The sequence below is a fragment of the Okeania sp. KiyG1 genome, from assembly GCF_014132355.1.
GTDB lineage: Bacteria > Cyanobacteriota > Cyanobacteriia > Cyanobacteriales > Microcoleaceae > Okeania.
Genome location: NZ_BLZO01000038.1, coordinates 1 through 13,293 on the forward strand (window position 1 = coordinate 1; position 13,293 = coordinate 13,293).

Genomic DNA, 13,293 nt, shown 5'->3' on the forward strand with positions numbered 1-13,293 from the left:
TCAAGCATTTGAGACTGCATTTGGTGTGACTGGTAAGGTAACTGTGAGTTGTGTAAGTCCTAATCAAGAAAATCTAATAGACGAGTTACTAATCAGCTTAAGGTGACATCAATTTAGAAACCGATCTTGCTGACCTTCTAGCGGCAGCACCTGATAGAAGTCCAGGATGCACCATAGGACAAGTGGACTCAGCAGATGATTAGCCTTTACTGATTTAGAGCTAGACCTCGTGGAGGCCAAGCTCTATCCGAGTTTTTTATTCTCTACAGAATTACTGACCAAAGTTCAGAACTTTGCGTAGCAATAATGTTGTCCTTACTGATCATGGAGAAAATAGATGAAATTTAGCAATACTACGGCCAGAGTGGCTGTCTGGAATATCGCTGGATTCAATTCCATCGATGCAGAACGAACAAAACGGCAGGTAGAAGGGCTGGCATTGCTTGACGCAGAACTGGTTACGCTTGTGGAAGTTAAGCCATTCTCACATATGCAAGTCCTGATTGATAGTCTTGCAGAAAAGGGATGTGTTTATGAGTCAGCTATGCTTCAGCAAGCCAGTGACCTAAATATCGGGGTTCTATTTAAAGAGGGTATTGAGGTCTCAAACCTACGATTTATTGAGAACTCAGATCTAGGCGATCCGAGTCGGCGAAAAGCATTTGTTGCTGATGTTCGCATCGATAGATTTGATTTTATGCTGATCGCAGTTCATTTAAAGTCTGGTCGAGGGCGTACTGAACAACAAATTCGAGATGAGCAGTGCAAAGTGATTGGCAAATTCATTACTGATCAACGCGGTGAAAGTAGGGAAGACATCCTATTACTCGGTGACTTCAATATGATTCCAGGTGAAGATGTGAGCAATTTTCATTATTTAGGTGGAGATGACATTATGAACTTTCTATCTTCTTGGGATTTACAAACGCGATTCTCTCATATTTTGCCAGCAGGTAGAGCAAATTTACTAGATGGGTATGCCATCTCCAAGAAATTTTCAACAGAGTACATCCGTGGCAGTCTTCAGCTTTTCCCAATGCATTGGGCGATGGATATGGGTAGAGAAAAATTTCGCAAAGAAGTTTCAGATCACCTACCTTTCGTTGCCTCTTTTCGCATTAGAAGAAGTCGAGATTAGTTGTCTTTTTAAATGGCATTCAATTCCTTATCCTCAGAAAAGAGAGCCACAAATTTCTTACTCAATTTTTGTTTAATGCCTTGATTCTCCAAGCCAATTTCAAAAGCCGAATAAATTACACTCAATCTAAGATAAAAACTCATGAAAACCGGAAAAATTATTAGCGCTATCGTAGTTGCATTTCTTTCCATTTGCCTGATGGTGGCTCCTGTATTTGCATTAGAGCTATCACCTGGAAATCGCGTCATCTTAAGGGCGAACAATCGCCAAGGTGTTCCTCTCCATGAAACACCAGCACCTAGTTTGATTGAACGAGCAGCCACTGGAACAGTTGCCGAAGTATCAGGAAAATTGACCGATACCAACTGGGTCGAGGTGAAATTACCTGATGGGGATAAAAGATGGGTGGTGGAACGATACATTGGAGAAGTGATTACAGCTATTCCAGATGACGAAACCTCTGGCGATGATGCTGATAGTAGAAATCCCAATGGGACTCTCTTTCCAAACTTAAGTGGCGAGGCCCTCAGCGATCAATTAGCTAAAGAATTTGATGTCGAAAATAGTCTGGGGTATAACAAAGCTCGCGACTATATGTTTAGAGAGTTAGATAATGACAACGGAGTTGTTCGTGGTGTTTACTCGGGATTTGAATGGCCTATCAGCCCTAATTCTGCGACACCTCGCCAGGATGCATATCAAAATGGAAGAGGCTTAAATACAGAACATTCATGGCCTCAGAGCAAAGGAGCCACAGGTGTTGCTAAAAGCGATTTACACCATCTGTTTCCAGCGCAAGTACAGGTTAATGGTCGCAGAGGAAGTTCGCCGTTTGCCGAAATCGATGATTCAAAAACAAGATGGTGGTTTATTGATTCGGAACGGCTAAGTTCTATCTCTGGAACAAATATTGATGATTATAGTGAGGCTACAGCAGCAGCCTTTGAGCCGAGAGAACAGGTGAAAGGAGATATCGCCCGTGCTCAATTTTACTTTTACACCATTTATCGCGATCAAGCAGACGCTAGTTTCTTTAAGCAGCAGCAAGATACCTTATGTGCTTGGAATGAGCTAGATCCTGTTGACGAATCAGAAAAAAGACGCAGCCAGGCAATAGCAGTAAAGCAAGGTAATGAGAATCCCTTTGTGATTGATCCCAGCTTGGCTAACCGACTCTACTGTAATAACTAAATAGTTAGCAGCATGTCTTAATCTTTTGGAAAACTACAGAGTAGAGAATTCATGCGTATCCTCATTGTCAACCCACCACACCCAGCTATTGGTAGCCGTATTCCACAGGAGCATCTCCCCCCTCTGGGGCTTTTGTGTGTTGGTGGGCCATTGTTGGATGCTGGCTACGATGTGACTCTGCTTGATGCAGAACTTGGACCGCTCTCATACGATGAAATTGTTCGACAAGTTGTCACCCATCGCCCACAGGTACTTCTTATTGGCCACTCAGGCTCCACCTCAGCACATCCAATTGTTGTGGAACTAACTTGCCGATTCCGTAAAGAGTTGCCGGGGCTCAAAATTATCTATGGTGGAGTTTTCCCTACATACCATTTTCAAGACATTCTCACACAGGAAGCTCAGATTGATGTGATTGTTCGCGGCGAAGGTGAGGACACTGTTCTTAAACTGATAGCAGCTATTGAAGCTAATGATGATCTTTCTATGGTAGAAGGTATTGCCTTCCGCTGTGGCGGCCGGATTATTGAAACCCCTCCAGCCCGTATGATCCACGATCTCGATGCTTATCGAGTTGGCTGGGAACTTGTTGACCTGAAGAAATATAGCTATTACGGCGGTAAACAGGCTGTTGTTATCCAGTTATCCCGAGGATGTCCACACCTTTGTAATTATTGTGGACAACGTGGATTCTGGGCTCATTGGCGACATCGAAATCCAAGGACGCTTGCCAAGGAAATTGCCTGGCTACATCGTACTCATGGCGTTGAGCTATTCAACCTAGCCGATGAAAATCCAACAGTAAGCAAGGCAATTTGGCGTGAATTTTGTGAGGCAATCATTGCCGAAAATATACAAGTGACCATCATTGGTTCAACTCGTGCAGACGATATTGTAAGGGATGCAGACATCTTACATTTGTACCGAAAGGCTGGAGTCGAGAGGTTTCTGCTAGGGATGGAGTTTTGACCTAGTTGAGAATTTACGTTATAACGCAGTATAATGAGATAGTTTTCTCTGGCAATTGAAAATACAGTCGTCAACTCAAAAAAGAGCATTGACGTAAATCAAATAATAACTATATAATAACTTACACTCTCATAAACTTTAGGCAAACTCTTCTTACTCATACATGAAATCCATTAGAACCAAACTCAAATTAAATAATAAGCAAAAAACGCTTTTAGCCCAACACGCAGGTTATTCAAGGTGGGTTTATAATTGGGGTTTAAGTTTATGGAATGCAGCCTACAAAGATGGTTACAAACCGAATGCCCGCAAACTTAGAGAAGTTTTTACCAATCACACAAAACCACTTTATCCTTGGATGAAAAACTTGTCTTCTAGAGTTTATCAATATGCTTTTATTAACTTGGGTGAAGCATTTAAGAGGTTCTTTAAAGGGTTGGGAAAATACCCAAAGTTTAAAAAGAAAGGTAGGTCTGATTCTTTCACAATTGATAATTCTGGAAAACTAATAGAACTTGATGGTTGGTCTCATAAATTGCCTTTTATTGGTGTTGTGAAAACTTATGAACCAATTGAAGCAACAACTAAAAAAATAACTATTAGTAGACAAGCAGGTGATTGGTATCTCAGTTGTAGCTATGAATTTAATGGCATAACCACGGCTAAAAAAACTGATGTTATCGGTGTAGATCTAGGTGTAAAAACCTTAGCTACGTTAAGTGATGGCAAAGTATTTGACAGTGTGAGATCGTATCAGAAATTTGAAGCTAAACTCTCTAGATGTCAATACCGAAACCGGAATAAAATTATTGGTTCTGCTAATTATAAAAAGGCCCAGTTAAAGATAGCCAAGCTACACAGAAAGGTAGCTAACATCCGTAGAAACGCACTTCATAAATTGACAACTTACCTAGCTAAAAACCACGGCAGTGTTGTTATAGAAGATTTGAATGTCAGCGGTATGTTAGCAAATCATAAGCTGGCGAAATCTATAGCCGACCAAGGATTTTATGAGTTCAGGCGACAGCTAGAATACAAGTGCCAATGGTACGGTTCCGAGTTAGTAGTCGTTGATAGATTCTTTCCATCATCAAAAACTTGCTCGAACTGCGGTCATGTCCAAGATATGCCGTTAAATGTGAGAACTTATGACTGCGACTATTGTGGGGTATCTATAGACCGCGATCTGAATGCAAGTATAAATTTAAGAAATGCGGTCGGCTTGACCGTTAATGCCTGTGGACGGAGTGCTGCCGACAGTTCCGGTGGAAGCAGGAAGTAAACATTAAAATGTCGCTATATGACGTTTTATATCGGTTTTATGAAGCAGAATACGGATGAGATCACACTTAAGAAAATCCGCAAGGGAAGTGCAACAAGCACTGATCGTGAGGCCATTCGTCTCCTGCGAAAGCATGGCATTCTTTCTCTAGCTACGTGGGTGACTGACTTCGAAGAGGTTAGCGATCGTGACTTTATTCGTTCTCTCAAACAATTACTCTGGTACGATCCTGACCAAATTATGTCGCTATATGTTACACCTCATCGCTGGACTGGATATTACCGGATTGCCTCTGAGAGACGTGTTATCCAACTTGACCAAAGTAAGTGGGACTACAAACATCAAGTACTCGAAGCAAAGTATATGTCTCCCTGGCGTATCTTTTTATGGGTAAAATGCATAGAGCTTATTTTGCAAGTTCGCCCCAGGGCACTATGGCGGTCATTTTTCCAATCTGACCAGGCTTCAAGGCATGGTATGAGTTGGTATATTCGTATGGGGCGTCGCGTCATAGCGCATGAATTGTGGAATTTCCTCTTGCACGATTTTCGGGTCAGTAACGGGCCAACATTAAGAGAATTTTGGGGTATGTCGCAAGATTACCAAGAGATCCCACTCCGCATAACATCCGCTAACGGGGCTAGTATGCAGAGCAAGATCGTGATCAAACCCTAGCTTAGGACCTTATCAAGATCTGAGTCTGTATAATATGCCACATCGGGGAGATAGACTGACTATGATCTGCATAACACTCTATTTTGGGGTGTTATCAAGACTTTATTCAGCCTAACGTCATTCATAGAGATGTTATCACGATCGCGATCAGTCTAATATCCCTAATTGAGGTAGTTAGACTGATTTAGATAGTAGAAAACATAATAAACAGTAGTTAAAAGAAAGGAATGAAAAAAATAGTAATAGCGGGAAAAATAATTTTGCTGCTAGCGATCAATTACTTGGCGGCATTTATTCTTGCATTGGGTTTCCTGATTGGAATGTTCAGCAAAGATATTTTTTTAGGGGCGGCAATAGGTTCTATATCTCTTCCTGCCCTTCTTCTACAACCATGGTCTTTTTTTATTGTTCCTGCGCCCTCTGGTGTATTATGGGGGCCTCTTGTGACGACGGGAATCACGATTCTGCTCTACAACTTGGTTGGCAGATCGAAATTCCGGACACCAATCGACTTACTCTGCTCAACTACCCGTAGCCGAATTGGTAAGATCTGCTGGATATCTTTTGTGGTGGTGGCTTTGTCTCTTGGAGTTTCTAGGTTAGTAGATTTTCCACCCATAAGGAGCGGGATTCCAGAATCATATATTGTGGAGAAAGCAGTTGAAAAAATCTCACCGATTGAAGATTCCAAATACTACAATAAAGCATCTTTTATAGACTCAGAATGGCTCTGGAAAGCAAAATTGGATGAAGAACAATTTTTTTCATTGATGTCAGACTTAGGTCTAGAGCCAAAAACCGGATTAACTGAGGAAAGTAATTTTTTTCAACAAGCCCCGTATTGGTGGGCTCCCAAGAGTTATGAAGGATCTATGGTCTATTCGACTCCTGAGTTTCCTGATAAAAATCGCGGCAATGATGGTTTCCATGCATTGGCATCATGGAGTCCAAATGACGAAATCATGTTTATGTGGATAAAAGATAATTTTTAACTTCCAACAAATCGCTGGTCGTGACGGTGACAGGCAGCTCGACATTGAGCCGACAAATCTCACTCAGCAAATACGGCATAGATTTACAACCCTTAAGATCCACAAAAAACATAAAATCCAAGGGAGATGAACCTTGGGCATAAGGGTCATTTGGAGTAAGCGATCGCCCCCTTCAACCCACCATTCCCGGCTAAGTGAAAACACCGTGGAGAAAGGACAAGTTTCAAGTGTTCCGTCAAAACAATAGTCATCGCCTTTAATACCAAAGCATCCAAAGACGACCACCATTCGATTGATTTCTCCTCACCTCGAATCAAGCGTAACTCCCGAAATTGAAAATTCCCCGAAAGAATTTGCGCCTGTAGGAGGGGCTTTTTCTCGTGCCACCATCGTCTGACCTGCCAGACATCGGCATTCGGATGATAATGTTGGCGTTTTTTACACAACCAGAGATAAGCAGTATCGATCGCCTCGTCGGAGGCTATTTTTTCGAGAAGAGTGGACATTGATGTAAAAGTCGTGGGCTTTGTCGCCATATATTGGTCAAGTGTATTCCTGATAATAGGCCGAGTGACAAAAGAAGGCTAAAGACACTACTTTTGCCAACAGGCCAAACGCATACTAATATCATGTCCGTTTGAATACTTATAAATCAGGGAGTAGGGAGTAGGGAGTAGGGAGTAGGGTAGGGAAAATATAGAGATTTGCCCTGCAAGTGACAGGATAGTTTTTTTCATCACGCTCTTATCCGGACATGATATTACGCATAACCACCAAATATATTAGGGGTTATATCAAATCCGGTAGCATCGGTGTAATTAGATGGGGAGATGGGGAGATGGGGGACCCACCCCTAACCCCTCCCTGGAGGGGAATGTGGGGATGGGGGACCCACCCCTAACCCCTCCCTGGAGGGGAATATGGGAGGATGGGGGGATGGGGACCCACCCCTAACCCCTCCCTGGAGGGGAGAAATATTTGGTAATCGTTGAAGATGGAACATTTTTTACGTGCCGAATTAAACGGATTTGATATTAACGGCCGTTAACCCGTACAAATGGTGTATAATTTTATCCTTTGCGTAATTCCTATTTAAGCGCAACTTCATAGAGAAGATGATTTTGTCGCCAGAGCAGAAATCATAATCCCCGTGTTGACCTGTCTCCGTGTCCCCGTGGAGCGCCGAAATCATCCCAGTATTCAGCAACGCCGAAAAAAAGAACCTCACCAGATATTTGGCGAGGTTCTTAGATAAATTTAGCTATCAGTGAGCTACCTGGTAACTAGATATTAGTCAAGGTTAGGCATAGATAGTACTGGCTCTGTTTCACGGTCGAGACCTTTCTCAAAACCACCTTCAGCAGCACGAGCGCGTCCTGCGTGCCATAAGTGACCAATTAAGAAGAAAAAGCCAAGAATGAAGTGAGCTGCAGCTAACCAAGCACGAGGGTTAACATAGTTGAACCCGTTAATATCAGTGATAATGCCACCTACAGAGTTGATGGAACCGTTAGGAGCATGAGTCATGTACTCAGCAGCACGACGTACTTGCCAAGGCTGAATATCGTTCTTTAATTTACTCAAGTCGAGACCGTTAGGACCACGAAGAGGCTCTAACCAAGGACCACGGAAGTCCCAAAAACGCATTGTTTCACCACCGAAGATGATTTCACCAGTAGGAGAACGCATCAGGTACTTACCAAGACCAGTTGGACCTTGAGCAGAACCAATATTAGCACCTAACTTTTGGTCACGGACTAAGAATACAAAAGACTGAGCTTGAGAAGCTTCAGCGTTAGTTGGGCCGTAGAATTCGCTAGGGTAAGCTGTGTTGTTAAACCATACGAAACAAGCAGCAATCAAACCCATTAGAGATAGAGCGCCCAAACTGTAGGAAAGATAAGCCTCTCCAGACCAGATGAAAGCACGACGTGCCCAACCAAAAGGCTTAGTTAGAATGTGCCAAACACCACCGAAGATACAAATCAGACCGATCCAGATATGACCGCCGATGATATCTTCCATGTTGTTAACACCGATGATCCAGCCTTCACCACCAAAAGGTGCTTTGAGCAGATAACCGAAAATCACAGCAGGATCGAGAGTAGGGTTAGTAATTACCCTAACATCACCGCCACCTGGTGCCCAAGTGTCATAGACACCACCGAAGAACATGGCCTTAAATACCAACAACAGCGCACCACAACCTAATAGGATTAAGTGGTAACCGATGATGTTAGTCATCTGGTTCTTATCTTTCCAGTCATATCCAAAGAAAGAAGAATATTCTTCGAGAGTTTCTGGACCACGAACGGCATGATAAATACCGCCTAAACCAAGAACAGCAGATGAAATTAGGTGCAAAACACCTACTACAAAGTATGGAAATATATCTGTTACCTCACCACCAGGACCGATACCCCAGCCTAAAGTAGCAACGTGAGGCATTAGAATCAAGCCTTGTTCGTACATTGGCTTTTCTGGTACAAAGTGAGCAACTTCAAATAAAGTCATTGCTCCTGCCCAGAATACGATTAGACCTGCGTGAGCAACGTGAGCGCCTAGCAGTTTACCGGATAAATTGATCAGACGGGCGTTTCCAGACCACCAAGCAAAACCGGTGGACTCGATATCGCGACCTCCCATCATGGAAGAATTAGAGAGCGTTACCACGTGGTAGAACCTCCTCAGGGAATATAAAGTTTTGATGTGGTTGGTCTTGAGGTGCCATCCATGCTCGGATACCCTCGTTCAACAAAATGTTTTTGGTATAAAATGTTTCAAACTCTGGGTCTTCTGCTGCCCGTAATTCTTGGGATACGAAGTCATAAGCTCGTAGGTTTAATCCTAACCCTACCACACCTATGGCACTCATCCACAATCCTGTTACTGGTACGAACAACATGAAGAAGTGTAACCAACGTTTGTTTGAAAATGCTATTCCGAAGATTTGTGACCAGAAACGGTTCGCTGTCACCATGGAATATGTTTCTTCTGATTGAGTAGGCTCAAATGCACGGAATGTATTGGCCTGTTCGCTATCTTGGAACAAAGTATTTTCTACTGTTGCTCCATGAATTGCGCATAATAATGCTCCTCCTAAGATTCCCGCTACTCCCATCATGTGGAATGGGTTTAATGTCCAGTTATGGAACCCTTGGAAAAATAAGATGAATCGGAAGATTCCTGCTACTCCAAAGCTTGGTGCAAAGAACCAGCTTGATTGACCCAATGGGTACATTAAGAATACACTCACAAATACTGCTATTGGACCTGTGAAGGCAATGGCGTTATAAGGACGTATTCCTACCAAACGGGCAATTTCAATCTGACGTAGGCAGAAACCAATCAGAGCGAATGCACCATGAAGGGCTGTGAATGACCACAAACCACCGATTTGACACCAACGAGCAAAGTCTCCTTGAGCCTCTGGACCCCAGAGGAATAGTATGGAATGTCCCATGCTGTTGGCGGGGCTGCTGACGGCTACGGTGAGGAAGTTACAGCCTTCTAAGTAAGAACTGGCTAACCCGTGGGTATACCAGGAAGTGACAAAGGTGGTTCCAGTTAACCATGCTCCAATGGCGAGGAAAGCACATGGGAACAAGAGTATACCAGACCAGCCTACAAATACGAAGCGATCGCGTTTCAGCCAGTCATCTAGGACATCAAATGGTCCTCTTTGACTCTGCGGGCGTCCGACTGCTACAGTCATAACTACTTTTATATCCTCTTGCTTTTATTGACATACTCCCGACGTTGCGCTTACGCGACACTGCGGGATTCTTCAACTCGCAAAGGAGTTGCTGTTTATACAGAGGTGATGCCTTCCCCCTGTTTTTTCTATGTTCCGTTCTACTAAACTTACCCAAACGACCCATACACGTTCGCATAGGTTTTGGAGCTAGCTTCCTGCTTCTGTGAGAACCACTGACCGCAGTCTGTAACTTATTCTCTCCACAGGCTTAAATTCGCTTGGAACTCAAGCTACTTATACACATAGTTTTTCAGGTTGACAGCAGCATTAAAATCTCTATCAGCCTCAAAACCACATTCACTACACTCATAAGTCCTCAAGTGCAATGGCATTTTCTGTTGATGTCCACAGTTTGAACATATTTGAGAACTTGGATAATACCTATCCCCTTCGGGAGAGTGCGGGACTTCCCGCTGTTTTTATTAAAAAGTTTGCTTCTTTAAGCAAGTTAACATAAGTATATATATATTTAATAAATTTTGCAATTATCTTTTTCAGTAGCTTAAATAAATTTAAGCTTTTCTTTATATTTTAGATAATAATATATTTTGGCTCTAAAAAATTTTATAGCAGGGAACAGGGAACACCTGAACAGGGAACAGTGGGAAAAGCTTTACAGTTCATCATTAACTATAAGTCAAATACCAACTCGTTCCTTGCTATAAAATGGAAAATTATGTAATAGGATGAGGATTTATGACTACTCAAACTTTGATAGGCGATCGCTTACTGCGTAAAGAAATTATAGGGTCTCGTCGTCTCAGTAATTACTTCTGGGCTGTAATTGTCAGTATGGGAGGTATTGGTTTCCTCTTATCAGGGATATCTAGCTACCTCAAAGTTAATCTATTATTTGTTGCTGACCCTAGCCAACTTAATTTCTTACCCCAGGGAATAGCTATGGGATTTTATGGTGTCCTTGGTACACTGTATGGACTTTTTTTGTGGTTAACTATTATTTGGGACATTGGTGGTGGCTACAATGAGTATAACCAAGAAAAAGGCCAGGTGATGATTTTTCGCTGGGGATTTCCCGGTAAGAATCGTAAAGTAGAATTTAGTTGTCCTATTGAAAATGTGCAATCTATTAAAGTAGATATAAAAGAAGGTCTCAATCCCCGTAGAGCTATATATCTTCGTCTCAAAGACAGTCGGCAAATTCCCCTGACCCGTGTAGGTCAGCCATTGGCCTTGTCAACATTAGAAAATGAAGCGGCTCAACTGGCAAAGTTTCTTCAAGTTCCTTTGGAAGGGCTATAGTAGAAGTCAGACCGTTTCACTGAAGTCAAAAGTCAAAAGTCAAAAGTCAAAAGTTAGAAGTTAGAAGTTAGAAGTTATATTTGATCGACTAAAAACTTTGATCGGACTATAGTTTCGGGCAATTATTTGACATTTAAAGTTGGAAACTATTACTCAACTCAAAAGTCAAAAGTCAAAAGTTAGAAGTTAGAAGTTATATTTGATCGACTAAAAACTTTGATCGGACTATAGTTTCGGGCAATTATTTGACATTTTAAAGTTGGAAACTATTACTCAACTCAAAAGTCAAAAGAAGTAATCTCTAACTAGACATAGACGTGAAAATAAACTTGCCCTTTAGTTGCTATAAACTAGAGTGTAATAACTCAAAAAATCATTTTCCGTGTTTTTTTCCTAAAAAAATCTTCCCTATTCCCTATTCCCTATTCCCTATTCCCTTCTTTATGAAATGCCTAGCGTTGCGTCAGTCAAACAAGAATCTCCCATTATAGTTTTTAATTTATAGCAATGTGCGCTGGCTTATGTACAAATTGCAGGAATTGTCCAATAGCTAAAAGTCTTATAGAACCCCTGAGTGGATCTTTGGACGCGGTATGTGCTTTTGGCTTCCGTCCTCAGTCTGAGCGAGCCAGTGGAAATTCAGGAACGAGAATAGGGGAGGCCAGCGGATGGGACCCCGCGTCGCCCAATAGCACACCTGGTAGCTTCCCTTGCAGGTAGAAAAATACTCCCATCTCCCCATCTCCCCATCTCCCCATCCCCCATCCCCCCATCTCCTCCTCTATTTTTAAATAGATACCACTCAGGGGTTCTATATTATTCCAACGGAGATGCTGCGCAAACAGCTTTTTATTTCCCCTATTGCCTGTTGCCTCACAGGAGTGCGCATTCCCTCTCTTGGTCAGCATTCCGCAAGCGAGCTGGCGTCGTCGCGGGGTCTGACCGCTTGCGTCTGTCGCACCCTGCGGGGTCGCACCGCTGTTGCCTGTTGCCTGCGCGCAGCACTATAACGATGAGAGTATGAAAAAATCAACATTGAATTGTGAGTGAAAATGCAAAGAAAAATTAGCCAGTTGTTATTGTCATTAATCATAGTAGTAACTTTGTTGGTTACAGGATGTACTGCCACCTCTGTTCCTAGTACGGAAGTTTCGACCCTATCAAGTCAAACAACATTAGATGCTAAGTACAACAGTTTACCTCAGCTTAACGGTAAAGCAACAGTAGTAATGACTGTGAATTCTTCTCCTATTACCATAGAAGTCGATGGTACAAATGCTCCGGTCACAGCAGGTAACTTTATTGATTTAGTTGAAAAAGGGGTTTATGATGGGTTAGTATTTCACCGAGTAGTGCGCGAACCTCAACCTTTTGTGGTTCAGGGTGGCGACCCTCAAAGTAAAAACCTCAATATACCCTTAAGTAATTTAGGTACAGGAGGTTTTATAGACCCCACAACCTCTAGAGAACGTTACATTCCTCTGGAAATTAAACCTCAAGATGCTTCTGAACCAGTTTACAGTAACACTTTAGAAGAAGCTGGTATTGCGCAACCACCTGTTTTGCCTCATACAAGAGGTGCTGTAGCTATGGCTCGTTCTCAATTTCCTGACTCTGCTTCATCCCAATTCTATTTTACTTTAACTGACCTGCCATTCTTGAATGGTAACTATGCAGTATTTGGGTATGTGACACAAGGGATGAAAGAAGTTGTTGATAATATTGAAGCTGGCGATCGCATTGAGTCAGCTAAAGTTGTTGAAGGTCTGGAAAACTTAACTATACCCAATAGCAGCGAATCTTAAAGAAGTCAGAAGTCAGAAGTCAGAAGTCAGAAGCGGTGCGACCCCGCGTCGGCGACAGACGCAAGCGGTCAGACCCCGCGACGACGCCAGCTCGCTTGCGGAATGCTGACCAAGAGAGGGAACGCGCACCAAGAGAGTCAGAAGTTATTTTTGTAACGGGGACTTGAGCTCCAAAAATATTTCGCCAATCAAGGCGGGGTTTTAGACCCTTATTATTTTGATAA

The 13,293-nt window shown here is 42.6% G+C and carries 12 protein-coding genes and 1 pseudogene; 8 read left to right on the plus strand and 5 right to left on the minus strand.

Features of this window, described 5'->3' with window-relative positions:
• The first annotated feature begins 337 nt into the window (after positions 1-337).
• The 6 genes from SAGCYANO_RS06065 (at position 338) to SAGCYANO_RS06090 (ending at position 6,247) form a co-directional block, all read left to right on the plus strand.
• Positions 338-1,138, plus strand: a complete 801-nt coding sequence (locus tag SAGCYANO_RS06065; RefSeq protein ID WP_202219251.1) for a hypothetical protein — start codon at positions 338-340, stop codon at positions 1,136-1,138.
• 141 nt (positions 1,139-1,279) lie between these two features.
• A complete protein-coding gene (locus tag SAGCYANO_RS06070; RefSeq protein WP_202219252.1) occupies positions 1,280-2,329 on the plus strand; it encodes an endonuclease I family protein in 1,050 nt (349 codons plus the stop codon).
• A 51-nt stretch (positions 2,330-2,380) separates the two neighbouring features.
• Positions 2,381-3,298 carry a B12-binding domain-containing radical SAM protein gene (locus SAGCYANO_RS06075; protein WP_237395846.1) on the plus strand — a complete coding sequence of 306 codons (918 nt, stop codon included), beginning with the start codon at positions 2,381-2,383 and terminating at the stop codon, positions 3,296-3,298.
• 163 nt (positions 3,299-3,461) lie between these two features.
• Positions 3,462-4,580 (plus strand): RNA-guided endonuclease TnpB family protein, encoded by a 1,119-nt coding sequence (locus SAGCYANO_RS06080; RefSeq protein WP_202219253.1) that lies wholly within the window; start codon positions 3,462-3,464, stop codon positions 4,578-4,580.
• A gap of 18 nt (positions 4,581-4,598) precedes the next feature.
• Entirely contained in the window at positions 4,599-5,255 is a 657-nt protein-coding gene (locus SAGCYANO_RS06085; protein ID WP_202219254.1) for a hypothetical protein, read from the plus strand.
• Between the two features lie 227 nt (positions 5,256-5,482).
• Positions 5,483-6,247 (plus strand): hypothetical protein, encoded by a 765-nt coding sequence (locus SAGCYANO_RS06090; RefSeq protein WP_202219255.1) that lies wholly within the window; start codon positions 5,483-5,485, stop codon positions 6,245-6,247.
• A 146-nt stretch (positions 6,248-6,393) separates the two neighbouring features.
• On the opposite strand, the gene SAGCYANO_RS06095 is transcribed toward SAGCYANO_RS06090, so the two are convergent.
• From SAGCYANO_RS06095 to SAGCYANO_RS06115, 4 genes and pseudogenes are all read right to left on the minus strand, one after another.
• Positions 6,394-6,783 (minus strand): hypothetical protein, encoded by a 390-nt coding sequence (locus SAGCYANO_RS06095; RefSeq protein WP_202219256.1) that lies wholly within the window; start codon positions 6,781-6,783, stop codon positions 6,394-6,396.
• Between the two features lie 754 nt (positions 6,784-7,537).
• On the minus strand, positions 7,538-8,920 hold the full coding sequence (psbC, locus tag SAGCYANO_RS06105; RefSeq protein WP_202219258.1) for a photosystem II reaction center protein CP43: 1,383 nt from the start codon (positions 8,918-8,920) through the stop codon (positions 7,538-7,540).
• Positions 8,904-9,962, minus strand: coding sequence for a photosystem II D2 protein (photosystem q(a) protein) (gene psbD / locus SAGCYANO_RS06110; RefSeq protein WP_202219259.1), 1,059 nt, complete (start codon positions 9,960-9,962; stop codon positions 8,904-8,906). The genes psbC and psbD overlap by 17 nt, the downstream gene beginning before the upstream one ends.
• A 272-nt stretch (positions 9,963-10,234) precedes the next feature.
• A pseudogene (locus SAGCYANO_RS06115) lies at positions 10,235-10,390 on the minus strand (zinc ribbon domain-containing protein); the annotation flags it as partial.
• A gap of 310 nt (positions 10,391-10,700) precedes the next feature.
• Here SAGCYANO_RS06115 and SAGCYANO_RS06120 point away from each other — a divergent pair.
• Complete coding sequence (locus SAGCYANO_RS06120; protein ID WP_202219260.1) at positions 10,701-11,264, plus strand: photosystem I assembly protein Ycf4; 564 nt, start codon at positions 10,701-10,703, stop codon at positions 11,262-11,264.
• 614 nt (positions 11,265-11,878) lie between these two features.
• On the opposite strand, the gene SAGCYANO_RS06125 is transcribed toward SAGCYANO_RS06120, so the two are convergent.
• Complete coding sequence (locus SAGCYANO_RS06125; RefSeq protein ID WP_202219261.1) at positions 11,879-12,037, minus strand: hypothetical protein; 159 nt, start codon at positions 12,035-12,037, stop codon at positions 11,879-11,881.
• A gap of 279 nt (positions 12,038-12,316) precedes the next feature.
• Between SAGCYANO_RS06125 and SAGCYANO_RS06130 the strand changes: the two genes are divergently transcribed.
• Entirely contained in the window at positions 12,317-13,069 is a 753-nt protein-coding gene (locus tag SAGCYANO_RS06130; protein ID WP_202219262.1) for a peptidylprolyl isomerase, read from the plus strand.
• The last annotated feature ends 224 nt before the right edge of the window (positions 13,070-13,293 follow it).